Annotated in this window: 24 protein-coding genes and 2 pseudogenes; 9 read left to right on the top strand and 17 right to left on the bottom strand. The window is 72.9% G+C overall.

The features are described from left to right. Positions 1-6: 6 nt before the first annotated feature. Together EMA09_RS11085 and EMA09_RS28950 are read left to right on the top strand one after the other, a co-directional pair. The gene (locus tag EMA09_RS11085; RefSeq protein WP_168220702.1) at positions 7-990 is read left to right on the top strand and encodes a twin-arginine translocation signal domain-containing protein; all 984 of its coding nucleotides are present in this window, start codon (positions 7-9) and stop codon (positions 988-990) included. 121 nt (positions 991-1,111) lie between these two features. After that, positions 1,112-1,324, top strand: a pseudogene (locus EMA09_RS28950) (transcriptional regulator); the annotation flags it as partial. Here the strand turns inward: EMA09_RS28950 and EMA09_RS11075 are convergent. The 11 genes from EMA09_RS11075 to EMA09_RS11035 all read right to left on the bottom strand — a co-directional run bounded on the left by EMA09_RS11075 (position 1,302) and on the right by EMA09_RS11035 (position 7,534). Continuing rightward, a complete protein-coding gene (locus EMA09_RS11075) occupies positions 1,302-1,964 on the bottom strand; it encodes an HAD family hydrolase (RefSeq protein WP_129840896.1) in 663 nt (220 codons plus the stop codon). The pseudogene EMA09_RS28950 and the gene EMA09_RS11075 sit on opposite strands and share 23 nt — an antisense overlap. Positions 1,965-2,003: 39 nt before the next feature. Then, positions 2,004-2,141 carry a hypothetical protein gene (locus tag EMA09_RS28305; protein WP_168220701.1) on the bottom strand — a complete coding sequence of 46 codons (138 nt, stop codon included), beginning with the start codon at positions 2,139-2,141 and terminating at the stop codon, positions 2,004-2,006. Continuing rightward, positions 2,138-2,890, bottom strand: a complete 753-nt coding sequence (locus tag EMA09_RS11070) for a hypothetical protein (RefSeq protein ID WP_129840895.1) — start codon at positions 2,888-2,890, stop codon at positions 2,138-2,140. Before EMA09_RS11070 ends, EMA09_RS28305 begins: the two co-directional genes overlap by 4 nt. After that, positions 2,887-3,048, bottom strand: coding sequence for a hypothetical protein (locus EMA09_RS28300; RefSeq protein ID WP_168220700.1), 162 nt, complete (start codon positions 3,046-3,048; stop codon positions 2,887-2,889). The genes EMA09_RS11070 and EMA09_RS28300 overlap by 4 nt, the downstream gene beginning before the upstream one ends. An 86-nt stretch (positions 3,049-3,134) precedes the next feature. Next, positions 3,135-3,986, bottom strand: coding sequence for a helix-turn-helix transcriptional regulator (locus EMA09_RS11065; protein ID WP_129840894.1), 852 nt, complete (start codon positions 3,984-3,986; stop codon positions 3,135-3,137). 21 nt (positions 3,987-4,007) lie between these two features. After that, on the bottom strand, positions 4,008-4,532 hold the full coding sequence (locus EMA09_RS11060) for a DUF6879 family protein (RefSeq protein WP_129840893.1): 525 nt from the start codon (positions 4,530-4,532) through the stop codon (positions 4,008-4,010). Then, positions 4,492-4,746 carry a hypothetical protein gene (locus tag EMA09_RS11055; protein ID WP_129843971.1) on the bottom strand — a complete coding sequence of 85 codons (255 nt, stop codon included), beginning with the start codon at positions 4,744-4,746 and terminating at the stop codon, positions 4,492-4,494. Before EMA09_RS11055 ends, EMA09_RS11060 begins: the two co-directional genes overlap by 41 nt. Before the next feature lie 167 nt (positions 4,747-4,913). Further along, positions 4,914-5,237, bottom strand: coding sequence for a divalent-cation tolerance protein CutA (gene cutA, locus EMA09_RS11050; protein ID WP_129840892.1), 324 nt, complete (start codon positions 5,235-5,237; stop codon positions 4,914-4,916). A 43-nt stretch (positions 5,238-5,280) separates the two neighbouring features. Continuing rightward, a complete protein-coding gene (locus EMA09_RS11045) occupies positions 5,281-5,655 on the bottom strand; it encodes a DUF742 domain-containing protein (RefSeq protein ID WP_129840891.1) in 375 nt (124 codons plus the stop codon). Continuing rightward, the gene (locus EMA09_RS11040) at positions 5,652-6,089 is read right to left on the bottom strand and encodes a roadblock/LC7 domain-containing protein (RefSeq protein ID WP_129840890.1); all 438 of its coding nucleotides are present in this window, start codon (positions 6,087-6,089) and stop codon (positions 5,652-5,654) included. Before EMA09_RS11040 ends, EMA09_RS11045 begins: the two co-directional genes overlap by 4 nt. Further along, positions 6,086-7,534 carry an ATP-binding protein gene (locus EMA09_RS11035; protein ID WP_129840889.1) on the bottom strand — a complete coding sequence of 483 codons (1,449 nt, stop codon included), beginning with the start codon at positions 7,532-7,534 and terminating at the stop codon, positions 6,086-6,088. Before EMA09_RS11035 ends, EMA09_RS11040 begins: the two co-directional genes overlap by 4 nt. 234 nt (positions 7,535-7,768) lie before the next feature. On the opposite strand from EMA09_RS11035, the gene EMA09_RS11030 reads away from it, so the two are divergent. The 3 genes from EMA09_RS11030 to EMA09_RS11020 all read left to right on the top strand — a co-directional run bounded on the left by EMA09_RS11030 (position 7,769) and on the right by EMA09_RS11020 (position 13,671). After that, positions 7,769-10,603 (top strand): FAD-binding and (Fe-S)-binding domain-containing protein, encoded by a 2,835-nt coding sequence (locus EMA09_RS11030; protein ID WP_129840888.1) that lies wholly within the window; start codon positions 7,769-7,771, stop codon positions 10,601-10,603. Positions 10,604-10,842: 239 nt separating this feature from the next. Next, complete coding sequence (locus EMA09_RS11025; RefSeq protein WP_129840887.1) at positions 10,843-12,102, top strand: glucarate dehydratase family protein; 1,260 nt, start codon at positions 10,843-10,845, stop codon at positions 12,100-12,102. 30 nt (positions 12,103-12,132) lie between these two features. After that, the gene (locus EMA09_RS11020; protein ID WP_129840886.1) at positions 12,133-13,671 is read left to right on the top strand and encodes a sodium:solute symporter family protein; all 1,539 of its coding nucleotides are present in this window, start codon (positions 12,133-12,135) and stop codon (positions 13,669-13,671) included. Between the two features lie 79 nt (positions 13,672-13,750). Here EMA09_RS11020 and EMA09_RS11015 read toward each other — a convergent pair whose 3' ends face one another. The 4 genes from EMA09_RS11015 to EMA09_RS11000 all read right to left on the bottom strand — a co-directional run bounded on the left by EMA09_RS11015 (position 13,751) and on the right by EMA09_RS11000 (position 16,111). After that, positions 13,751-14,389, bottom strand: a complete 639-nt coding sequence (locus EMA09_RS11015) for a TetR/AcrR family transcriptional regulator (RefSeq protein ID WP_129840885.1) — start codon at positions 14,387-14,389, stop codon at positions 13,751-13,753. A gap of 56 nt (positions 14,390-14,445) precedes the next feature. Then, complete coding sequence (locus tag EMA09_RS11010) at positions 14,446-14,838, bottom strand: DNA-binding protein (protein ID WP_129840884.1); 393 nt, start codon at positions 14,836-14,838, stop codon at positions 14,446-14,448. Then, positions 14,835-15,116, bottom strand: coding sequence for a hypothetical protein (locus tag EMA09_RS11005; protein ID WP_129840883.1), 282 nt, complete (start codon positions 15,114-15,116; stop codon positions 14,835-14,837). Before EMA09_RS11005 ends, EMA09_RS11010 begins: the two co-directional genes overlap by 4 nt. 98 nt (positions 15,117-15,214) lie before the next feature. Beyond that, positions 15,215-16,111, bottom strand: coding sequence for a LysR family transcriptional regulator (locus EMA09_RS11000; protein WP_129840882.1), 897 nt, complete (start codon positions 16,109-16,111; stop codon positions 15,215-15,217). Positions 16,112-16,315: 204 nt separating this feature from the next. Between EMA09_RS11000 and EMA09_RS10995 the strand changes: the two genes are divergently transcribed. From EMA09_RS10995 to EMA09_RS29280, 3 genes and pseudogenes are all read left to right on the top strand, one after another. Next, the gene (locus EMA09_RS10995; protein ID WP_129840881.1) at positions 16,316-17,782 is read left to right on the top strand and encodes an MFS transporter; all 1,467 of its coding nucleotides are present in this window, start codon (positions 16,316-16,318) and stop codon (positions 17,780-17,782) included. A gap of 14 nt (positions 17,783-17,796) precedes the next feature. Continuing rightward, positions 17,797-19,128 carry an FAD-binding oxidoreductase gene (locus EMA09_RS10990; RefSeq protein WP_240796348.1) on the top strand — a complete coding sequence of 444 codons (1,332 nt, stop codon included), beginning with the start codon at positions 17,797-17,799 and terminating at the stop codon, positions 19,126-19,128. A 40-nt stretch (positions 19,129-19,168) separates the two neighbouring features. Further along, a pseudogene (locus tag EMA09_RS29280) lies at positions 19,169-19,246 on the top strand (DnaJ family domain-containing protein); the annotation flags it as partial. Positions 19,247-19,302: 56 nt separating this feature from the next. Here EMA09_RS29280 and EMA09_RS10980 read toward each other — a convergent pair. Then, positions 19,303-20,382 (bottom strand): HAMP domain-containing sensor histidine kinase, encoded by a 1,080-nt coding sequence (locus EMA09_RS10980; RefSeq protein WP_129840880.1) that lies wholly within the window; start codon positions 20,380-20,382, stop codon positions 19,303-19,305. Next, on the bottom strand, positions 20,375-21,070 hold the full coding sequence (locus EMA09_RS10975) for a response regulator transcription factor (protein WP_129840879.1): 696 nt from the start codon (positions 21,068-21,070) through the stop codon (positions 20,375-20,377). The genes EMA09_RS10980 and EMA09_RS10975 overlap by 8 nt, the downstream gene beginning before the upstream one ends. Before the next feature lie 260 nt (positions 21,071-21,330). Between EMA09_RS10975 and EMA09_RS10970 the strand changes: the two genes are divergently transcribed. Further along, the gene (locus EMA09_RS10970; protein ID WP_129840878.1) at positions 21,331-22,569 is read left to right on the top strand and encodes a serine hydrolase domain-containing protein; all 1,239 of its coding nucleotides are present in this window, start codon (positions 21,331-21,333) and stop codon (positions 22,567-22,569) included. The last annotated feature ends 110 nt before the right edge of the window (positions 22,570-22,679 follow it).

The following is a 22,679-nucleotide window of genomic DNA, read 5'->3' as shown; positions in this document are numbered from 1 at the left end:
TTGCCTGTGGACCGCCGCCAGTTCATCGGAGCAAGCGCCGTCGCCGGAGTCGCCCTCGGTGCCCCCGCGACAGCCATGGGCCGCCGACTCGGCCGCTCGGATGTGGAGCGTGCGAGGGCGCGGCTGGTGGACCTGCGCCGACTGGACGACTACAGCGGGGGCGCCGCTGTCCATCCGCTGGCGGTCCGGGAGATCGGCCACCTCGCGGGCCTGGCCGCTTCGGGCACTTACACAGAGGACGTGGGCCGGCAACTGCTCGGCACGCTCGGAGAGCTGTACCAGTTCGCCGCCTGGACGGCCTTCGACGCCGGGCACGGCGAGCAGGCACGGCGCCTCGCGCTCGCGGCGGCGAACGCAGCCAACCGATCCGGGGACCGCACTCTCGGCGCCACGGCCCTGTCTGAACTGTCCTACCTGACCGCGTCGTCCGAACACCCCGCCGAAGGAGTGGCGATGGCCCGCGCGTCGCTCGCCAACGCGCGAGGCGCGATTCCGGCGGTGCGGGTCGTTCTGGCCGACCGGCTCGCCTGGGCCTGCGCCCGCACCGGCGACGTGACGGGCGCCGAACGAGCCCTGGGTATCGGACAGGAGGCTCACGACCGGCGCGACGATGCGTCCGATGACGAGCCCGACACCGTCTACTGGATCAACCGCGACGAGTCCATGATCATGGCGGGCCGCGTCTGGTCGGCGCTCGGGCGCCACGACCGCGCTGGTGCCGTTTTCGAGACATTGACGGCGCCCTACGACGACACGCACGCCCGGGAGATGTCACTGCTGCACTGCTGGTTGGCGGATGCGCGATTGGGCGCAGGCGAGGTCGAGGGGGCAGCCACTTCCGCCCGGCGGGCAGCCGAGCTGGCTGCCCGGACGGCATCGCCGCGCACGGACGCCATGCTCAGAGACACTCTCGGCGCGTTCGGGATGCACCGGGACACCCCGGCGGTCGGTGAGCTGCTCGACACCTGGTACGACTCGCACCCGGCGTGACGAACGGCTTGTTCCTCCTCGGCGGGACCGGCTTCGCTGCTCAGCCGCGAGCACATCGCATCGCTGACGACGAGTGAACAGAGGCAGGCCGCCGTGCTCGGTCGCCGCCACGGTCGTTCCCGTCGAAGCCGCCGCCGGGCAGTCGGCGGACGCGTGTCGGTATGCGGGGGAAGCGTTCGACCAGTTGGCCGTCACCTGGTACGCGATGGGCATGGACCGCGTTCGCGAAGTGCGGCGCGCGCTCCAGCCGTGGGAGGGCGAGGCGTGCGTCCGGGCGCTGGATGATCGGCTCTACGACTGGTCCACCACGGTCAGTGCGCTGTCTCGGCGTTGAACTTGGCGATGCGCTCAGGCAGTTCGTGGAGGCCGTCGATCCGCATCGTTGCCCGGGAGGTCGCGGGGTTGTGTTGCTGGATCACGCCCCACGGGCCACGGCGGATCAACGCCGTCCGCATTCCGGCCGCCGCCGCTGGCAGGACGTCGTTGTCCAGACGATCGCCCACATAGAGCAGTTCGCGGGCGTCCACCGGGGCCGTGTCGACGGCGCGTCGGAAGAAGGCGGGGTCCGGCTTGCTCACGCCCCAGTCGTCGGACGTGGCGATCAGGTCCACGTCCGGCGTGAACAGTTCGCGCAGGATGCGCCCCGAGCGGACGGTCTGGTTGCCCGCGATGCCGAGCCACAGTCCCGCCGCGCGCAGCGCAGCGAGCGCCGGGCGGACGTCCGGGTAGAGGTCGTCCTCGCCGTAACTCTCGGGCTGCCCGGCCGCCGCACGCCTCTCGCGCTCCTCGGACAGGTCGAAGCCCGGCCGGAACACCTGGAACGTCTCGCGGTAGTCCTGCCCCCGGGCGATGACCGCACCGAACGTGGCGGCGAACGTATGCCGGGGAACGCCGAGCCAGTCGGCCCACGTCCCGTACTCCCGCGTCTCGTCCACCAGGCACTCGCCGACGTCGAACATCACCGCACGGATCATGACGGCAGGGTAACCGCGCCGAGCCGGCGTGCGGGCGGGTCAGCGCGGGGCTGTCTCGTCGTCCAGCCAGGACAGGTAGTCGGGGCTGCCGTCTGTCTCGGGGACCTCGTACGTGTGCCCGGTCCGTGCGGTGAGTCCGGCGCCGGTCAGGGTGAGGACGGTCCAGGCTGCGGTCATCGGTCGGTCTCGGGTACGACGTCGCGGACGGCGGTGTGCAGGACGTCGACGGCGTCGGCGGCGATGGCTCGGGCGGCGTCGCGTTCCAGGTCGGCGGTCGTCCGTGCGGTGGCGAGGGTGGCGGCGGGCCAGAGTCGGTCCACGGCGGGCTGTACGTCGGCCAACTGGTCCTCGTCCAGGTCGGCGAGTCGCCGTACGAGGTCGGTGGGGACGATGTCGGGCCAGTAGTGGAGGTCGCCACGGCTGCTGCTCGGGTGGGCGAGGAACGGAACAAGCCGCTGTTCGACCAGGCAGTCCCGGCACGCCTGGAACCCACGCCCGGGACCGGCGGTCGCCTCCCCGGCGGCGACGGTGATCAGCGGCTCGCCGGTGGTCTCGCAATACATGCACAACGGCCCCGGCGCAGCATCGACGGCTGCCTGCAGTTCGTCCACGGCTGCTGTGATCCCGTGCTGGGCCTTCGCACGGGCTGCGCGGAACAGGCGGGTGACGATCGGCTGCAACACGACACCCGGCGCCAGGTCGGCGAGCCGCTCCACCAGGTCGTCCGGTACCTCGTCCGGCCACTGGTGCGGCTCACCCCAACTCGACACCGGATGATGCACGACCGGGATGAGACGACAAGCCAGCAGGCAGGGACGGCACGCGTGCTCCGACCAGCCGCCGCCCGAGCCGGACGGCATGAGGGAGATCGCCGTCAGCGCCGGACCGGTCGTGCCGCACCCACCGCAGCGCGGGTCCAGGCTCACGACGCGGTCCCCGGGCCGTCCGTGTCCTCGTCGGCCGGCGTGTCCGGCAGCGCGGAGCCGAGCGGCATCACCGGCCCTTCGAGGCCGGTGATGACGGTGATGCGGGGGTCCTCGTCCCGCACGGGCGCGGGTCGTGGGACCGGGTCGATGGTGGCCATGGGCGCCTCCCCGAGGAAGTTCGTGCGCACGACCGTAGGAGCCCGGAGGGTTCACCACCCAGCGAGTTGCGCGTAGTTGCGGCCGGTCACCCCAGAGCCTCAATCGCGGCCGTGATCAGATGACGCGCACGGTCTCCGTACACCGCCTGCTGCAGCAGGCGGGCGTGTGCCTCGACGTACAGCGCGACTTCGCCCGGAGCGGTCACCGTCACCTGCGCGGCCAGCAGCTCGACGTGCACGCGCCGGTCATCGAACATCGTGAACGCCTCCACGGTCCACATCCTGCGCGCGCGAGTGGCGAACGGGATGATCCCCAGCGACACGGCCGGCAACGCCATGGCCGACAGCAGATGCCCGAGTTGGCCCGCCATGACGGCGGGCTCCCCGATCTGCGACCGCAGGACCGCCTCCTCGATCAGCATGACGAAGCGCGCGCGCCCCTGACGGGTCACGCCGGAGCGGGCCATGCGCGCCTCGACAGCCTCGGCGACATCGTTGCGGGTCCCTCGGAACTCGGCGATCGCGGACAGCAGCGCGGAGGCGTACTCCGGTGTCTGCAGCAGACCTGGCATCACGTGCGAGGAGTACGTCCGGAACAGGCGCGTGCTCTCGTACAGCGGAACGCGTGACTCCTGCAACCGCCGGAGTCCGCCGCGTTGGAGTCGCTTCCACTCGATGTACATCGAGTCGATGTCCCGGGACGCGGCGATCAGATCCGGTGCGCGTCCCGGAACGCCGCACGCGGTGCACCAGGCGCGTATGTCCGCGTCCGACGGCGCGGCCTGTCCCTTCTCCAGCCGCGTGGTCTTGGATGCGTGCCAGCCGCACTGCGCCGACACCTCACGGCCGGTGAGGCCGGCGTCGAGTCGTATCTCCCGCAGGCGCGCCGCGAGCGCGCGGCGCGCCTCTTGCGCACTGGACGAGGACGATGCGGGCACGGCGTTGGTGCAGTCGGAGTGTCAGACGCGGTACTCGGCGTGTGGAACGGCCCGCTCCCAGACTGCCGCGAACGCCACCGCGCACAGCTTGACGACGGCCGGGTCGTCCACGACTTCCGGGCCGCCGCTCGCGCCGTCGCCCGTGAAGTGGTTGAACCGGACCACCCGCTCGTCGAAGAGCCAGAAGTCGTTCCCCGGCAACGCGAGATCGGACGCACGGCGGCGCGGCAGCCAGCGCACGTCCTCGCCCGCTTCGATGTTGAGGGGAGTCCCCTCATGCTCGAAGCGGATGTAGTCACTGACGGGCTCGGACACAATCCTCGCGCGCCGCATGACGACACCGCGCTCGACGGCAGCGCTCACCAGGTCGAGCCAGCCCCGCCGTCGTCCGTGCCAGTCATGCCGACCGGCCGAGTCTCCTGTCTTCCACGCGGCGAACTCCTCGGCCTCGTCGGCGATGCCGTAGGCGTCGCGCATCTCCAGATGCACGGCCGACTGTGTGCAGTCAGCGAGCTGCTCGGCGAAGCTCGGCGGCTTCGGCGGCATCGCATGCCTCCCTCAGAACCGGGGCCATTCGGGCCGGGACGCGGACGACGGCTTCGCTGTCGGGGATCTTCCCCGTTTCGAGGCACTCGGCCGTGGTGGCGTCGTCTGCTTTCCAGCCCTGGACGACGATGTCGGCGGTCTCGTCATCAACCCATGCTGTCGGGCATTCGTCGCCGTCTGTATGAGGGTCGATTCCGATGAACCGTAGTGCCATGGCGGCCTCCGTCACGAGATGGGTTGCGCCTGCTTGCGGACGATCACCCACCCAGTGCCCGACTGTCAAGGGGTGCCTACTCAGCGTGCGTGAGGCGAGGCCCCCGCTCGGGGAGGCAGGCGGCACAGGAGCCGAACGCGCCGGCTGACGTGCCCGGCCGGAACGCGTCAGCGAGGGGCTGTCTCGTCGTCCAGCCAGGACAGGTAGTCGGGGCTGCCGTCCGTGATGGGGGTGGCGATGATCTCGGGGACCTCGTACGTGTGCCCGGCCTTGATGTGTGCCGCCAGGTCGGCGTACTTCGAGGCCGGGGTCTTGTAGGTGATGCGCCACTCCTGCTCGTTCTGCACGGCGCCGTCCCACCAGTAGACGCTGGAGATCGGCCCGTCGATCTGGGCGCAGGCGGCGAGGCGTGCCTCGACCGCCGAGCGGGCCAGTTCCTCGGCGGCCTCGCGGTCGTCGGTCGTCGTGAACACGGTGATGTAGTCGGCCATGCGCCGACGTTAGCGGGAACAGCCGCGCTCCGCCGCCGTGCGGTCACAGATCGCGGAGGCCGACGAGGACCTGTCGGAGGAGTGCGGAGTCGGGGAGTGTGTCGGAGTCCGCCGCCATGGCGGTGCGGGGCGGGCGGATCGTGATGGCGCCGTTGTCCAGCAGGTCGCTGAGCATGATCCGCACCAGGCCGATCGGTACGCGGATGTGTGCGGCGATCTCGGCCACGGACGTCGGTCTGCGGCACAGGCGGAGGACCGCCGCGTGCTCCGACGGCATGCCGGCGACCGGTTCGGCCACGCTGCTGACCAGGGTGATCAGGTCCAGCGCGGCAGCCGCGCCGGACGCCTTCGCGCGGCCCCCGGTGAGGGTGAAGAGCCGCGCGGGGTCGTCGTCCTCGTCCCGGCCCGGGGCGGTCATGCTCCGCCGCCGCCCGTGGCCGTGGACTCGCGGGGCGCGGTGGACAGGTGGTCGGCGAGCTGCTCCACCAGCTCGTGCATCGTGTGCCCGACGAGGCCGGCGTCGGCGTCGTCGTCGGCGATCAGCGCCAGATGGGCGCCCTCGCCCGCCTCGACGATGAACAGCAGGCCGCCGTGGAACTCGGTCATCGACTGCCGCACGCCGCCCGTCCCGTCGCCGAACCCGAGGGACGCGCCGTGCGCGAGGCTCTGCATCCCGGCGGCGATGGCGGCGAGCTGGTCGGCCGCGTCCTCGGTCAGCTCGGGCGACCGGCTCAGCCGCAGGCCGTCACTGGACAGGAGCAGGGCGTGCCGTGCGCCGGGTGTGCGGGTCAGCAGGCCGGCGAGGAGCCAGCCCAGCCGGTCCTGGGCATCGGCCGACGTTGGGACGGTCATGGGGCGGTCTCCTCCGGTGGCGTTGCGGGGCGGTCGGGTCGTGCGGTGACGCCCTTGGCGGCGCGGTGGAAGGCGCCGAGCCGGGCGGCGGATGCGGTGGGGGAGGGGGAACTGCCCGGGAGGGCGCGTGGTTCACGGTCCGCGCCTGTGGTGCGCGCGGGGAGCGTACGGCCGCGGCGGCGCCTCGGGAGACCGCCGGGCGCGGACGGCGCGGCCGGCTGCCGGTCGGGATCGCGGGCGATGTCCGTGGGGCGCGGGGCGGCCGGCGGCGTACGGGCCGGGCCGCCGGGCCTGGTGCGCACCGTGCGGCCCGTCTCGATGGGGGCGGCCCCGGGCCGTCCGTCGCCCGGCTCCGGCAGGACGACGAGGGCCTGCGGTACGAGCAGCAGCGCGCCCGTACCGCCGCGCGCCGAGGGCCGGAACGACACGGACAGGCCGTGCCGGCGGGACAGCGCCCCGACGACCGCGAGCCCGAGCCGCGTGCCCGCCAGGGTGGTGAGGTCGAGGGCCTCGCCGGCCACCGCCGCCTCGGCGCGGCGCAGCGCGCCCTCGCCCATCACGAGGCCGCTGTCCTCGACCGTGATGACGATGCCCGCCGGGACCGCCTCGGTGTAGACGTGGACCTCGCTGGTGGGCGGGGAGAAGTTCGTGGCGTTGTCGAGGAGTTCGGCGAGGGCGTGGATGACGCCCTCGGCGGCGTGGCCGGCGACCGACACGTCGAGCGCGGAGTGCAGGCGCACCCTGCGGTAGCCGCTGATGCGGCTCATGGCGCCCCGCAGGACGCTCTCGACGGCGATGGGGCGCGGCCAGCGGCGTCCGGACCGCGCGCCGGTCAGGACGGCGATGCTGTCGGCGAGACGGCCCGCCTGCGCGGTGCGGTGGTCGAGGTCGAGCAGGTCTTCGAGGACGGCCTCGTCGGTGTGCCGGTGCTCCATCTCGCGCAGGCTCGCCAGGGTGCTGGTGGCGAGGGCCTGCATACGGGCGGCGGCGTTCGCGCAGGCGGCGGTCGCGGCGGCCTTGGCGGTCTCGCTGCGCGCGATCTCCGTGGCCAGGAGGCGCATGATCCGGCGGGCGTTGTCGTCGGGGGGCTCGGGGAGCGCGGCGAGCGCCTTCTCGGGGGGCGTCCCGGTCCTGAGCCGGGCGACCAGGGCGGGCACGGTCTCCCCGGCGAACGCGTCGGCCACGGCCCGTTCCCGTTCGACCTCGGCGAGCAGCGCGCGGTGCCGGCCGGCCGCCCGGACGGCGAGCACCACCGCGGCGCACAGGGCGACACCGGCGACGGCCGCGCCGGCGGCGAGGGGGCGGACGTAGTCGTCGGGGGCGGTCATGACGGCCGCGGACCACGCGGCTCCCGCCAGGGCGGCGGACAGCAGCAGGGCGAGCAGTGAGTGCCGCAGCGGGGGGCGCGCCGCCGGAGGCCGCGCCGGGGGAGTCTGCGCTGTCATGAACGATCCCCTGGGCCGGAGACAGTGCTCACTGAGCACGCCGCATGAGCGATTGGGCCTCACTATAGGCGTTTTGAGGCCGGAAATGGGGTGTCTTCTATCGGAAATCCTGATCGTTTCCCTGTGTTCACCCGCGCTGACGATCGGTGTGCGGAAAGCCGTCCTGAACTGGCCTTTCCCGGGCGGGCGGTGAGCCGGTGAGCGGAACTCCGCCGTCCGGTGCAGGCTGTTGTCATGCAACGGCACACGACGGAACTGGCGGCGGCGCTGCGCGCGGCCGTGCGCGGCGGCGTCGACTTCTCCCCGGCCGGCCGCGCCCTCACCACCATGGACGCCTCCAACCACCGCCGCGTCCCGCTCGGGGTCGTCGCGCCCCGCGACGCGGCGGACGTGGCGGCCGCGCTCGCGGTCTGCCGTGAGCGCGGCGTGCCGGTCGTGCCGCGCGGCGGCGGGACGAGCATCGCGGGCCAGGCCACCGGCACGGGCGTCGTCCTCGACTTCACGCGGCACATGAACGCCGTCGTCGCGGTGGACGCGGAGGCCGGGACCGCCGTCGTGCAGCCGGGCGCGGTGTGCGACGCGCTGCGGGCGGCCGCCGCGCCCCACGGGCTGACGTTCGGCCCCGACCCGTCCACGCACAGCCGGTGCACGCTCGGCGGCATGATCGGCAACAACGCGTGCGGCTCCCACTCCGTGGCCTGGGGCACGACCGCCGACAACGTCACGCGCCTCGACGTCCTCACCTACCGGGGGGCCGCCGCGCGCCTGGAGCGGGGCGGCACGGGCGTGCCCGAGCCGCTGCGGACGGCGGTCGAGGGCCTCGTCACGGACCGGCTGGCGCTGCTGCGCACCGGCTACCCGGACCTGCCGCGCCGGATCTCCGGCTACGCGGTGGACGAGCTGCTGCCGGAGAAGGGGCGGGACTGGGCGCGGGCCTTCACGGGCAGCGAGGGCACCCTCGGGGTGGTGACGGAGGCGACCGTACGCCTGGTGCGCGCGCCCGGCGCGCGGGCGCTCGCGGTGCTCGGGTACGCCGACGAGTCGGCCGCCGCCGAGGCCGCGCCGGGGCTGCTGGGCGCGGGGCCGCTGACGGTCGAGGGCATGGCCGCCGACCTGGTGCCGTCCGAGGCGGCGCGGTCGGCGCTGCCGCCGGGCGGGGCCTGGCTGTTCGTGGAGGCGGGCGGCGCGGACGCGGCCGAGGCGGCGGCGGGCGCCCGCGCGCTGGTCCGCGCGGCGGGCGGGTCGGTCACGGGGTCGGCCGTCGTGACGGACCCGGCGGCGCAGCGGGTGCTGTGGCGGGTGCGGGAGGACGCGTCCGGCACGGCGACGCGCATGCCGGACGGCGGTGAGGCGTGGCCGGGCTGGGAGGACTGCGCGGTGCCGCCGGCGCGCCTCGGCCCCTATCTGCGGGAGTTCCGCGGGCTGCTGGCGGACCACGGGCTGCGGGGGGCGCCGTACGGGCACTTCGGGGACGGCTGCATCCACATCAGGATCGACTTCGACCTCCTGACGCCCGAGGGCATCGCGCGGTACCGGGAGTTCGGCTCGGACCTGGCGGACCTGGTGGCGGCGCACGGTGGTTCGCTGTCGGGGGAGCACGGTGACGGGCTGGCGCGCGCGGAGTTGCTGCCGCGCATGTACGGCGACGAACTGGTGGGCGTGTTCGGTGAGTTCAAGGACGCGTGGGATCCGGACGGCGGGCTGAACCCGGGCGTCCTCGCCCGCCCCGACCGGATGGACGAGAACCTGCGGTTCACCGGCCTGCCGCGTACGCCGCTGCCGGTCGCGTTCGCCTACCCGCAGGACGGCGGGGACTTCTCGGCGGCCGTGCGGCGGTGCGTCGGCGTCGCCAAGTGCCGCGAGGTGTCGGCGGGCGGCGCCGGGCAGGTGATGTGCCCCTCGTTCCGCGCGACGGGCGACGAGGCGCACTCGACGCGCGGCCGGGCGCGGCTGCTGCACGAGATGCTGCTCGGGGAGGTCGTGACGGACGGCTGGCGGTCGCCGGAGGTGCGGGACGCGCTCGACCTGTGCCTGTCGTGCAAGGGGTGCCGGAGCGACTGCCCGGTGGGTGTCGACATGGCGACGTACAAGGCGGAGTTCCTGCACCACCACTACGCGGGGCGGCGGCGTCCGGCGGCGCACTACGCGCTGGGCCGGCTGCCCGCGTGGCTGCGGCTGACGGCGGCGCTGCGGGCCGCCCCGGCCGCCAACGCGGCGGCGCGCGTCGATGTCCTCGCGGCGGTCGCGAAACGGTTCGCCGGCATCGCGCCGGAACGGGCGGTGCCGCCGGTCGCCGCGCGGCCGTTCACCCGGTGGTGGCGGGGCGCGGGCGGGCGGTTCAGGTCCGGCAGGCCGGTCGTCCTCTTCCCCGACACCTTCACCAACTACCTGTCGCCCGAGGCGGGTTCGGCGGCGGCCGAGGTGCTGTCGGCGGCGGGGCTGCGGCCGGCCGTGCCGCCGGGCGCGGTGTGCTGCGGGCTGACGTACGTCACGACCGGGCAGCTCGACGCGGCCCGCGCGGTGGGGCGGCGCACCCTCGGCCGGCTCGCGCCCGCGCTGGACGCCGGGCTGCCGGTGACCGTGCTGGAGCCGCCGTGCGCCGCCGCGCTGCGCACCGACCTGCCGGAGCTGCTGCCCGACGACCCGCGGGCCCACCGACTCGCCGATTCCGTACGGACGTTCGCCGAGACGATCGAGGAGTACGCGCCCGGCTGGGAGCCGCCGCGCGTGGACCGCCCGGTCGCCGGCCAGACCCACTGCCACCAGCACGCGGTGCTCGGCGACGCCGCCGACCGGCGCCTGCGCGAACGGGCCGGCCTGACCGGCGACCTCGCCGGCGGCTGCTGCGGGCTCGCGGGCAACTTCGGCTTCGAGAAGGGGCATTACGACGTGTCGGTCGCGTGCGCCGAGGAGACGCTGCTGCCGTCCGTACGGTCCGCCGCGCCGGGCACGGTGCTGCTGGCCGACGGCTACTCGTGCCGGACACAGCTCGACCAGCTCGGCGGCCACCGGGCGCGGCACCTGGCGGAGGTGCTGGCCGACGCCCTGCGCGGAGACCCGGCCGTCTGACGCCACGCCCGCTCCGCGTCCCCGTGCCGCCCGGCGCGCCACCGTGCGCCGGGCGGCATTCATGTGGGTGAACATCCCGGCTGAGGGGGGCCGTTGGAGCCGCCGCAGCTCAGCGCGTACGGGGCCTTGACGGTGGTGGGGCGCACTCCTACAGTGGCGTTCCGTCCGTTCAAGAGACTGTCCCTCGTTCAGAAACATGAACATCATGGGCGAGGAAACCGCCGAGCGAATGAGCCGGTATGCGCATACGTGACATCGCCATCACCCCCGTCGCCTTCCGAGACCCGCCGCTGCTCAACGCCTCGGGCGTGCACGAGCCGTGGGCACTGCGGGCCGTCGTCGAGGTGACGTCCGACGAGGGCGTCACCGGACTCGGCGAGACCTACGGCGACCTCTCCCACCTGGAGCGGCTCCGCGCGGCCGCCGCACTGCTCAAGGGCGTCGAGGTCCACGCCCACCACGCGCAGTACGCCGCCGTCGCCGCCAGCGTCGGCACGCACGTCGTCACCGACCAGCACGGCCTCACCGGCGCGGGCAGCAACCAGAAGACCGTGGACGCCGTGTTCTCCCCCTTCGAGGTCGCCTGCCTCGACATCCGGGGCAAGGCCGCCGGACTGCGCGTCGCCGACCTCCTCGGCGGCCCCGTCCGCGACGCCGTCCCCTACAGCGCCTACCTGTTCTACAAGTGGGCCGGCCACCCCGGCGCCGTGCCCGACCGGTTCGGCGAGGCCCTGGACCCCGAGGGGATCGTCGCCCAGGCACGCGCCCTCGTCGACGCGTACGGCTTCGGCTCGATCAAGCTGAAGGGCGGCGTCATGCCGCCCGACGAGGAGATCGACGCCGTCCTCGCCCTGCGCGACGCGTTCCCCGGCGTCCCGCTCCGCCTCGACCCCAACGCCGCCTGGACGCCCGCCACATCGATCCGCGTCGGCGAGGCCCTGGCCGGCGTCCTCGAATACCTGGAGGACCCGGCCCCGGAGATCGACGGCATGGCGGAGGTCGCCGCCGCCGTCCCGATGCCGCTGGCCACCAACATGTGCGTCGTCACCCACGAGCACCTGCCGCCCGCCATCGCGCGGAAGGCCATCGGCGTCCTGCTCACCGACCACCACTACTGGGGCGGGCTCCTCCGCTCCTCCCAGGTCGCCGCGCTGTGCGCCACGTTCGGCATCGAACTGTCCATGCACTCCAACACACACCTCGGCATCAGCCTCGCCGCCATGACGCACCTCGCCGCCGCCACACCCACCATCGGCCACGCCTGCGACACCCACACCCCCTGGCAGGACGGCCAGGACGTGGTGGCACCCGGCGCGCTGCGGTTCGAGAACGGCGCCGTCCCCCTCCCCGACGGACCCGGCCTCGGCGTCGAACTCGACCGCGACGCGCTGGCCCGCATGCACCAGCAGTACCTCGACTGCGGCGTCCGGCGGCGCGACGACACCGCGTACATGCGGACGTTCGAGCCCGCGTTCGTCCCCAGACGCGCCCACTGGTAAGTCCCCCCGACGACTCTCAAAGGAGCCGCGATGTCCGCGTTGGACTGGATCGTGGTCGCTGGCTACTTCCTCGTGGTGGTAGCCATCGGCTGGTGGTCGAAGAACCGCATTCACAGCGTCGCCGACTTCTTCACCGCCCGGGGGCAGATCCCGTGGTGGCTGTCCGGCGTCTCGCACCACATGTCCGGCTACAGCGCGGTGATGTTCGTGGCGTTCGCCGCCGTCGCGTACAACGAGGGCATCACCATCTACTTCTGGTGGCCGCTCACGATCGGGCTCGGCGTCGGCGTCGGCGTGTTCCTCTTCGCCGCCCGCTGGAACCGCCTGCGCGCCAAGCACGACGTCAAGTCCCCGCTCGAATACCTCACCCGCCGCTACAACCTGCCCACCCAGCAGGTCCTCGCGTACAGCGGCGCCGCGCTCAAGGTCGTCGACATCGCCGCCAAGTGGGTCGCGATCTCCGTGCTGCTGCAGGGCTTCGCCGACATCCCCCTCGAAGTCGGCATCATCTTCACGGGCGTCGCGACGATGGCGTACATGACGGTCGGCGGGCTGTGGGCCGACGTGCTCACCGACATGGGGCAGTTCGTCATCCAGGCCGTCGCGGGCTTCGCGATGCTCATCGCCGTCATGATCGAACTCGGCGCCGACTTCCCCTTCACCATGTGGGGCGACCTGCCCGAGAGCCACGGCGACCCGGTCACCGGCTCCGTCACGACCTGGCTGATCCTCGCGTTCCTGCTGGTGAAGACGTTCGAGTACAACGGCGGCATGTGGAACCTGGCGCAGCGCTACATGTCCGCGCCGTCCGGCTCCGAGGCGAAGCGGGCCGCCGCGCTCTCCAGCGCCCTGTGGCTCGTGTGGCCCCTGATCCTCTTCCTGCCCATGGTCGCGGCGCCGCTGATCGTGCCCGGCCTGACGAACGGCGAGGAGTCGTACATCGCGCTCGCCAAGGAGCTGCTGCCCGCCGGCCTCATCGGGCTCCTGCTCGCCGGCTTCTTCTCCCACACGATGGCCATGGTGGCGTCCGACTCGAACGTCATCACCGCCGTCATCACGCGGGACATCGCGCCCGTCCTGGTGCCGAAGGTGCGGCGGCTCACGGAGGGCGGGCAGCTCATGTTCGCCCGCATCACGACCGTGCTGTTCGTCGCCGTCAGCGTGACGCTCGCCATCACGACCGGGGGCGAGGGCTTCGTCCTCGACACAGTGGTGGAACTCGTCGCGGCCACCATGGGACCGATCTCCATCCCGCTGATGCTGGGGCTGCTGCCCTGGTTCCGGCGCGTCGGGCCGACGGCGGCCATCACGTCCTGGGCGGGCGGACTCCTCGTCTGGTACACCGTCCGCTACATCATGGAGGACGCCACGCAGGCGCAGATCGTGGGCCTGCCGCTGCTGACCTCCCTCGTCCTCTACATCGCCATCGGCTTCCTGAAGCCCGAGCGCACGGCCGAACGGGACGCGCTCATCGACTCCCTCGAAACCGACCCGGAACCGGGCGACACGGCCGCCGCCGAGCCGACCGTACCGCCGCAGGGACGCACCCCGGGCGTGCCCGCCGCCTGACGACGGCGGCGGTCCCGTACCGCCACCCCCCACCGCCCCGCCGGCGCGCCCCCAGCGCGCCGGCGGGGCCGGGCGCGTGTCAGGGGCGCGGGCGCAGACCGGCGAGGGCCGCGTCCACCAGGGCGTCGGCGTACTCCGGGGTCAGCGGCCCGTCGCGCTGGAGCCAGCGCGCGGCGAGGGGACCCCACAGGAGGTCCACCGCGATGTCGAGATCGATGTCGGCGTCGAGCTGTCCGGCACGCTGGGCGCTGCGCAGGCGCCGCTTCTTCATCTCGTTCATCGGACCGCCGAGCCGCTCGGCGTACTGCGCGGCCAGCTCCGGGTCGCGCCCCATCTCGATGGAGAGGGCACGCATCGGCTCGTCGTGGCCCTGGTCGTTCAGCTCGGCGACGGTGGCGCGCAGCACGAGCTTCAGGTCGGCCGCCAGGTCACCGGTGTCCGGCAGCTCGCCAGGCTCCCCGCCGTCGCCCTCGGACAGCATGAGGAACGCGTCGAACAGGACGGCGCCCTTGGACGGCCACCACCGGTAGATCGTCTGCTTGCCGACGCCGGCCCGCGCGGCGATGCCCTCGACGCTCAGCTTCGCGTACCCGACCTCGCCGACCAGCTCGAAGGCGGCCGTGAGGATCGCACGGCGGGACTTCTCACTGCGCCGCGCGGCATTCGGCGCCCGCCGTCGCACGGCAGCGTTCCCGGCCCCACTGGACTCACTCGTCATGCGCCACAGCCTACCGGAGACGAGACGAATCGTCTCGCTGTCGGGTGGGTGAGCGCTCAGATCGGCTCGACGGCGATCCGTGGGCGGCACAGTCGCCGGAGGTCGTCGGTGTCGCTGGTGAGTACGGTGACGTCGCCGTATTCCTCGTGTGCTGTGGCGGCCAGTATCGCGTCGATGCCGTATGTGTGGCCGTGCAGATTCGCGCCGGCGAGGAGTCTGCTGGCTGCGCGGGCGACCTCTTCCGTGACTGGACGCACTTTCGTCAGTGAGACCGCGTGGTCGAACGCCGCCTGCGGCACCTTCGGGTCGCGTGCTTCCACCAGTGTCGCCGCACTCGTCACGACGGCCAGGTCCGACTGGCGGGCGACGCCCAGCCACGCGGTCGCGACACGGTGACGGCGAGCGAGCTTGGAGAGAGCCTCGCTGTCGAGAACGAGGGTTCCGCTCACGCGGCGTCCGTCCGCGCGGAGTCTCCACGGTGAGCCGCGTGGTAGGCGCGGATGCGCTCGATCTTTTCCGCTACTTCGGCCGGGTCGAGCGGGCCGTGCTCGGCTTCGGCGGTGGCGATGTACTCGTCGATGGCTTCGCGCTGGAGCTGCCGCTGCACGGCTTCTTCGACGTAGGCGGAAACCCCCTGTTTGCCGGCGCGTTCGCGGATCGCCTCCAGGGTCTCGGTGCGCAGGGAAATGCTGGTGATCCGGGTTCTGCCGGCGCGGGGTGTGGTCATGGTGCCAGCTTAATACAATGGCTATTAAGGTGTGTGCGCATTGGGACGGGAACGCACCGGAGGGTGATCAGGTGCACCGCTGCGGTCGGCTGCACCGGTCAGGCGGGGGCGTCGACGAGGGAGCCGGCTGCTTCGGCGAAGGCGCGGACGCGGGCCGTGGCGCTGTCCGTCCGCCACAGCAGCCCCCACCGCAGGGGCGGCGCGTCACGCAGCAGTACGTAGGCGACGTCCGGGCGCACGTAATAGCGCCTGGCGTGGGCGCCGACCGGGAACACGCCGTGACCGGCGCCGATGAGCGTGAGCATCTCGTTGAACGTGGCTCCCGTCGGACCGGGTTCGATCGGCCGGCCCGACGGGGTGGCGCGCGGGGTGCGGTCCTCCCGCAGGGCGTCCGGCAGGGTGTCGGGGAGCTGGAGCAGCCGGACGCGCGCCAGGTCCTCCAGGGACAGCGACGCGCGGCGGGCGAAGGGATGCCCGGCGGGGACCGCGAGCAGGCGCGCCTCGGACACCAGCGCCGGTCCGGTCGCGAAGCCCGGCTCGTCGATGGGCAGCGTCCCCAGGGCGATGTCGACATCCCCGGCGCGCAGCCACGGCATGAGGTCGGTCATCTGCGCCTCACGCAGCCGGACCTCGCAGTCGGGATGACGCCGCCCGAAGAGATCCGCCGCCCTGACGAGCAACTGCCCGCCCGCCGCGCCGACGAACGCCACGCGCAGCGTCCCGGTGACGCCGCGCCCGGTGGCGACGGCCTCGTCGAACGCGGCGGAGATCCGGTCCCACGCGGGCCGCGTCCCCTCGTACAACCGCTCTCCCACCGCGGTCAGTTCGACACGACGGCTGGTGCGGTTGAACAGAGGGACACCGATCCGCCGCTCCATTCCGGCGATGATCTGGCTGACGCGCGCGGTCGAGACCCGCAGGCGCTCGGCGGTGCGGCCGAAGTGCAGCTCCTCGGCGAGGGTGAGAAACGCCTCCAGTTCGTGCCGCTCCAACACGCCTGCTCCCATCGATAAGCCTCGCTTGACGATCGTTGCACACAACCACGTTGATCGGCCCCGCCCCGGAATCGACAGTGAGTACGTCATCGCACGCAGGCGGACCGGGTTCCGCGGGAGCCACGGGACCACGCCGATCCAAGGCCGCGCCCGGCCGTGCTCTTCCCCCCGGCACCCGCCGACCACCCATGGAGGTGTTCCCCCATGTCCAACGACCGACCCGTCGGCGGCTCCGGCTTCCGGCGCCCCACGCTGGTCCTGGCCCTGCTGGCCCTCGCCCAACTGATCGTTTCGCTCGACTACAACATCGTGTACGTGGCGCTGCCCGACATCGGCGGCGACCTCGGCTTCTCCCCGCAGAGTCTCCAATGGGTGATCAGCGCCTACGCGGTGGCGTTCGGCGGGTTCCTGCTGCTCGGCGGACGCGCCGTCGACCTCTTCGGACCCCGCCGGATCTTCGTGATGGGCCTCACCCTGTATGCCGTGTCCTCGCTGGCGGGCGGACTGGCCACCGCACCCGTGCCGCTGGTGGCGGCCAGGGCGGCACAGGGGCTCGGCGGGGCGCTGCTCTTCCCCGCGACGCTGACGCTGGTGTCCACCGGGTTCACGGCGGGTCGCGAGCGCAACCGCGCCTTCGCGGTGTGGGGTACGGCCGGCGGCAGCGGCATGATCCTCGGATCGCTGCTCGGCGGGGTGCTGACCGACGCGTTCGGCTGGGCGGCCGTCTTCTTCGTCAACGTGCCGCTGGCCGCCGCGGTCGCCCTGCCGGCCCTGTCGCTCATTCCGCGCGGTGACCGCCCGTCGACCGGCCGTCGGTTCGACCCGGCCGGGGCACTCACCGGGACCGTCGGCAGCACGCTGGTCGTGTTCGCCCTGGTCCGTGGCCCCGAGTCGGGCTGGGGCGCGCCGGCCACGGCCGGGGCGGCGCTGCTCGGCGTCGCGCTGCTCGCGGCGTTCGCGGCGGTCGAGGCCCGCGGCGCCGACCCCCTGCTGCCGCCCAGCCTCCTGCGCGACCGCGACCTGCGCGCCGGCGTCCTCGTGACGTTCCTCTACATGGGCACCTTCGGCACGCTGCTGTACTTCCTCACCGTCCACTTCCAGGTGGTGCACGGCTACGACGCGATGCGCACCGGACTCGCGTTCCTCGTCCCGATGGCCGCCATCGTCGTCGGCTCCCAGCTCGCCGGACGGCTGGCCACACGTTTCGGTACCCGCCCCACGCTGGTCGCCGGCCTGGCAACCGGCGGTCTCGGCACCGTCGTCCTCGGCGCCGGACTGACCACCGACGCCTCGTACCTGTCGCTGGTGCCCGGCCTGGTCGTCCTCGGTGTCGGCCAGGGCGCGGGCTACACGCTGATGTTCGGCGCCGCCACCGCGGGGTCCCCGGCGGACCAGCAGGGCGTCGCCTCCGCCGTCGCCTCGACCGCCCAGCAGATCGGCGGCGCCGTCGGCCTGGCCGTGCTCGTCGCGATCGCGGGCGCCGGAACCGACGGGCTCGCCGGCGACGCCCTGCGCGCCGCCACCGCGGACGGGCTGCGCACCGCCGTGTTCGTCGCCGCCGCCGGGATCGCCCTCACAGCCCTGGCCGCCCTCGGCTTCACCCCCGCACGGCGCGGCGGTCCGGCCGCAGAGACCACCGCTCCGTCCCCCGTCACCGCCCCGACTCCGTGAAAGAAGGCACCCCCGTGAGCACCGCATCCCAGCCGATCGACCCGAATGCCCTGCGCGACCTGCGCTCCCGCCTGCGCGGCCGGGTCCTGCTGCCCGGCGACACCGGGTTCGACACCGCCCGCCGCCCCTGGAACCTGGCCGTCGAACAGCCGGTGGCGGCCGTCGTCGAGGCGGCCGACACCGCCGACGTCGCCGCCCTGGTCTCCCACGCCGCCGCCACCGGGTACGGCATCAGCACCCAGCCCAACGGCCACGGCGCCACCGGCCGCACCGCCGGCACCGTCCTGCTGCGCACCCGCCGCCTCGACACCCTCGACATCGACCCGGCCGCCCGCCGCGCCCGCATCGGCGCCGGGGTGGCCTCGGGCCGGGTCCAGGCGGCTGCGGCACCCCACGGGCTGACCGGACTGCCCGGCAGCTCCCCGGTCGTCAGCGTCACCGGCGTCGCGCTCGGCGGCGGCCTGAGCTGGTTCGGCCGCGCCCACGGCTGGATCGCCGACAGCGTCACCGCACTCGACGTCGTCGACGCCGGGGGCCGCGAGCGGCATGTCACCGCCACCGACGACCCGGACCTGTTCTGGGCGCTGCGCGGCGGAGGCGGCGACTACGCCGTCGTCACCGCCGTCGAACTGGCCCTGCACCCCGCCCCCGTCCTGTACGGCGGCCGCGTCCTGTGGCGCGCCGAGCACGCCCCCGCCGTCCTGGACGCCTTCCGGCGGATCACCGCGGACGCCCCGGACGCGCTGACCTGCTGGTTCGAACTGCTGCACTTCCCCGGCGCCGACCCGATGGTCGCCGTGGACGTCACCCACCTCGGTGACGAACGCGAGGCCCGCGCCCTGCTGGCCCCGCTGGACCGGCTGCCGGCACCGCTCGGCGACAGCAGACGCATCATGCCGGTCTCGGAGGTGGGGACCATCACCGCCGAACCCACCGACCCGGGGCCCGGTCTCTCGCGCGGCGAACTCCTCACCGAACTGGACGACACGGCGGCCAAGACCCTGCTGGCCGACCCGATCGCGCCGCTGCTGAGCGTGCAGCTCCGGCACCTCGGCGGCGCCTTCGCCCACCCGTCCGACAGCCCGCACGGGCCGCTGGCCGAGCCGTACGCGCTCTACCTGTTCGGAATTCCGGGCACCCCGGAGCGGACGGAGGCGGTCGCGGCGCGGCAGCGTGAACTCGCCGACACCCTGCCCGTCGGCCGCCGCAAGCCGTTCACCTTCCTGGCCCCCGGGGAGACGGCGGCCGACGCCTTCGCCCCGGCGGCGCTGGAGCGGCTGCGCGCGATCAAGCGCCACCACGACCCCGGGAACGTCCTCCGCAGCAACTTCCCCGTCCTCGCCTGAGCCGCTCCCCGCACGGGCACGCGCCCGCTCGCCGTAGCAGATCCGGGAGGCCGAGCAGCGCGGCGAGTTCGCGGGGCTCGCCGGGGCCGGCAAGCCGTTGCCCGACAGCCACCGGCCCCATTACCGAAGGGAAGGCGAGACGAGCCGTCTCGGGGTGGCTGCGCCGGGCGGTGCTCACGGGGTGACGGGAAGCCGGATCGTGACGAGGAGGCCGCCGGTGGGGCGGGGTGTGAGGTCGAGGGTCCCGTCGTGTGCCCGCACGACGCTGTGCACGATGGCCAGCCCGAGGCCGACGCCGGCATGCTCGTCGGTGCGAATGCGTGTCGTTCCGCGCCGGAAGGGTTCGGTGAGGGTCGGCAGCAGTTCCGGCGGGAGCCGATGGCCGGTGTTCTCGACCCGCAGCACGCCCGCATCGTGGTGCGGTTCGGTGTGGACCGTCACGGCGCCGCCGGCGGGCAGATTGTGGACGATGGCGTTCTGCACGAGATTCGTCACCATCCGCAGCAGGAGCGCCGCGGAGCCGGCGGTCCGTGTCTCCTCGCCGGTGACCTCGAGCGTGATCCCGCGCTGTTCGGCGAGGGGAAGCAGCGTTTCGGTGGCTTCCTCGGCGACGAGGGACAGGTCGACGGGCTCGCGGGTGAAGCTCCTGCGGTCGGCTCGGGTGAGCAGCAGGAGGGCCTCGGTGAGGTCGATCGCCCGCGTGTTGACGGTGTGGAGGCGCTCGATGAGTTCGCCCCGGTCCCGTGCGGGGTCGCTGCGGGCGACATCGAGGAGTGCCCGGGAGATCGCCAGCGGGGTGCGCAGTTCGTGGGAGGCGTTCGCGGCGAATCGTCGCTGTTCGTCGAGGTGGGACTGGAGTTGTTCGAGCATGGTGTCGAACAGGTCGGCGAGTTCGCGGAATTCGTCCTTGGGGCCTTCCACGCGGATCCGATGGGACAGCGATCCGTTCGAGGCCATCCGCGCCGCGTCCGCGATCCGTGTGAGCGGTGCGAGCATCCGGCCGGCGAGGACCCATCCTCCCAGGAGGCCGAACCCCAGGAGGAAAGCCAGTGCCGCGGCAGCGGCGGGGGCGAAGACGCGCACGAGGAGGGAACGGTTGGGTGCGACTCCGAGCAGACCCCTGGGGCTGTCGGGTACGTAGCGCAGCAGGAACACCCAGACCACGGCCAGCAGGAGTGCACCGGCGAGGAGGAGGAATCCGGTGTAGCTCAGGGTGAGTTTCAGCCGGGCGCTGAGCCCTGGGCGTCTAGCCATGGGGGTTGCCCGGGCGGGTGCGGTCCATGCCTGTGTCGATTCGGTAGCCGACTCCGGGCACCGTGGCGATGAGCCGTGGTTCGCCGAGTCGTTTGCGCAGGGCGGAGACGGTGATGCGGACGGCGTTGGTGAAGGGGTTGGCGTTCTGGTCCCAGGCCCGCTCCAGGAGCTCTTCGGCGCTGATGACACCGCCTTCGGCGGCGAGGAGGACTTCGAGCACGGCGAACTGCTTGCGGGTGAGCGCGACATGGCGTCCGTCACGGAAGACCTCCCGGCGAAAGGGGTCAAGCCGCAGGCCCGCGATCTCGCGGACCGGGGGACGGGCGTACGCGCGCCTCCGGTCGAGCGCCCGCATCCGCATGACGAGCTCGCGAAGCTCGAACGGTTTGGTGAGGTAGTCATCGGCGCCGAGCCCGAACCCCGATGCCTTGTCGTCGATCCGGTCGGCAGCGGTGAGCATGAGGATCGGGACACCGCTGCCGGAGGCGACGATGCGCCGGGCGACCTCGTCGCCGGAAGGGCCGGGAATGTCGCGGTCGAGGACGGCGATGTCGTAGACGTTGATGCTCAGCAGCTCCAAGGCGGTGTCGCCGTCGCCTGCGATGTCGGCGGCGATCGCTTCCAGCCGGAGACCGTCACGGACGGCTTCGGCCAGGTAGCGCTCATCCTCCACGATCAGCACACGCATGCCTGAAGCCTAAGCAGCACGGCATATCGCCGGTGTATGCAGCATGCCTCCAGGGCGGGTCGTTGCGCGCCTGCGGTCACCGGCGACAGTGCCGTCTCACTGCCGGCTCGCGCTGGTTCCTCGATGCCGGGGCTTCTGTGTGTATCGCGGGCGTATCGGAAAACGCATACGTCGCCACAACAGTCTTCCGTCTTCAGTGGAGGCACGGACCGCGGCAGACCTGCAACGGTCGGTTTGTCGATCGGGGAAGGATCGTGATCATGGACTCGGATTCCGTACGTGGTATCGACCGGCGGCGGTTGTTCGGGTGGGGCGGGCTGGCCGCGGCCGGCGCGGTGGCGGCCGCCGGCCGCGGTCATGCCGTGGCCGCGGAACAGCACCGTACGGCCGCGACCGACGCCGACCTCCCACCGGCCACCCTGCCCGGCGGGGCCTACGACCAGTACGTGGCGGGGCTGGCCGCCGAGGGCAGGTTCTCCGGCGTGGTGCTGTTGTCGCACCAGGGCCGGACGGTGCTGTCGCGCAGCTATGGCATGGCCGACAGCGAGAACGGGATCTGCAACCACGAGGGCGTCGCGTTCAGTCTCAGTTCGGCGGGCAAGCCGTTCGGCGCGGTGGCCATCCTGCAGTTGGCGCAGCAGGGCAGACTGAGGCTGTCGGACTCGGTGGGAACCCACCTGCAGGGGTTCGCCCCGGACATCGCCGAGAAGGTGACCATCCACCACTTGCTCTCCGGCACGTCCTGGCTGAGCAGCCCGGAACAGGACGTGCAACGCGTATTCCAGAGCCGCGACGAAGTGCACGAGTACTACGAGCAGCGGGCCAGGCAGGCGGAACTGGTGGGCGTCCCGGGCACCTTCGGCTCCGCGCACGCGGAGGCGGAGATCACCATCTCCGCGCTGATAGTGGAGGCCGTGTCCGGCACGACGTACTGGGACCATGTCGAGGAGCACGTCTTCGAGCGCTGCGGCATGACCGGCTCGGCGTTCCGCACCAGGCCGCAGTGGCTCACCGACGAGGACGTCGCGCACCCGTACATGACGCTGGCCGACGGCAGCCGGGTGGACGCCGTCCGCAACCTGGACGGGAGCAGCCCGAACGAGGACATGCTCGGCAAGAACCCGGGCCGCGCCTTCATCGACGCTCCCGGGGACGGCGGCTTCGCCACCGCGCCGGATCTGGTCCGATTCGCACAGGCGCTGGGCGACGGCACGCTCCTGGACCGGCCCTGGGCCGACGTGCTCACCGGGGCCAAGATCCCCCACGGACCGGCATCGTTCGGCGCGTACGGGCTCTCGGCCTTCATCGTCGACGGCCAGTGGAAGTACCAGCGCGCCGGAGGCAACCCCGGTGTCATCGCCAACTGGCACATCTACCCGTACACCGGCTGGGTCGGCGTCATCCTCGGCAACATCGACGGCGTGCCGCTGCAGGACATGATCGCGCGGGAGACACAGGCCGTCACCGGGGCCGCGTCCGGCGGCGGGTCCGGCGGCTGACCCGGCGAAAAGGGATCCCCGCCCGCCCGGCGAGCCGGACAGGCGGAGGGCACGGCCGTCCGGCCCCGACACCGGCTGCCCTGCGGGAACCCTCCGCATTCACCTCAGTG

This window comes from Streptomyces sp. RFCAC02 (genome assembly GCF_004193175.1).
Lineage (GTDB): Bacteria > Actinomycetota > Actinomycetes > Streptomycetales > Streptomycetaceae > Streptomyces.
Note: the sequence above shows the minus strand (reverse complement) of the source record. Positions and strands in the feature narration are given on the sequence as shown.

Bases quoted from the DNA above. Each gene is read 5' to 3' on its own strand.
- EMA09_RS11075 (WP_129840896.1), bottom strand. From the start codon at position 1,964: ATGATCCGTGCGGTGATGTTCGACGTCGGCGAGTGCCTGGTGGACGAG.
- EMA09_RS28305 (WP_168220701.1), bottom strand. From the start codon at position 2,141: ATGACCGCAGCCTGGACCGTCCTCACCCTGACCGGCGCCGGACTCACC.
- EMA09_RS28300 (WP_168220700.1), bottom strand. From the start codon at position 3,048: ATGGCCACCATCGACCCGGTCCCACGACCCGCGCCCGTGCGGGACGAG.
- EMA09_RS11060 (WP_129840893.1), bottom strand. From the start codon at position 4,532: ATGCCGCCGAAGCCGCCGAGCTTCGCCGAGCAGCTCGCTGACTGCACA.
- EMA09_RS11055 (WP_129843971.1), bottom strand. From the start codon at position 4,746: ATGGCACTACGGTTCATCGGAATCGACCCTCATACAGACGGCGACGAA.
- cutA (WP_129840892.1), bottom strand. From the start codon at position 5,237: ATGGCCGACTACATCACCGTGTTCACGACGACCGACGACCGCGAGGCC.
- EMA09_RS11045 (WP_129840891.1), bottom strand. From the start codon at position 5,655: ATGACCGCCCCGGGCCGGGACGAGGACGACGACCCCGCGCGGCTCTTC.
- EMA09_RS11040 (WP_129840890.1), bottom strand. From the start codon at position 6,089: ATGACCGTCCCAACGTCGGCCGATGCCCAGGACCGGCTGGGCTGGCTC.
- EMA09_RS11035 (WP_129840889.1), bottom strand. From the start codon at position 7,534: ATGACAGCGCAGACTCCCCCGGCGCGGCCTCCGGCGGCGCGCCCCCCG.
- EMA09_RS11030 (WP_129840888.1), top strand. From the start codon at position 7,769: ATGCAACGGCACACGACGGAACTGGCGGCGGCGCTGCGCGCGGCCGTG.
- EMA09_RS11025 (WP_129840887.1), top strand. From the start codon at position 10,843: ATGCGCATACGTGACATCGCCATCACCCCCGTCGCCTTCCGAGACCCG.
- EMA09_RS11020 (WP_129840886.1), top strand. From the start codon at position 12,133: ATGTCCGCGTTGGACTGGATCGTGGTCGCTGGCTACTTCCTCGTGGTG.
- EMA09_RS11015 (WP_129840885.1), bottom strand. From the start codon at position 14,389: ATGACGAGTGAGTCCAGTGGGGCCGGGAACGCTGCCGTGCGACGGCGG.
- EMA09_RS11005 (WP_129840883.1), bottom strand. From the start codon at position 15,116: ATGACCACACCCCGCGCCGGCAGAACCCGGATCACCAGCATTTCCCTG.
- EMA09_RS10995 (WP_129840881.1), top strand. From the start codon at position 16,316: ATGTCCAACGACCGACCCGTCGGCGGCTCCGGCTTCCGGCGCCCCACG.
- EMA09_RS10980 (WP_129840880.1), bottom strand. From the start codon at position 20,382: ATGGCTAGACGCCCAGGGCTCAGCGCCCGGCTGAAACTCACCCTGAGC.
- EMA09_RS10975 (WP_129840879.1), bottom strand. From the start codon at position 21,070: ATGCGTGTGCTGATCGTGGAGGATGAGCGCTACCTGGCCGAAGCCGTC.
- EMA09_RS10970 (WP_129840878.1), top strand. From the start codon at position 21,331: ATGGACTCGGATTCCGTACGTGGTATCGACCGGCGGCGGTTGTTCGGG.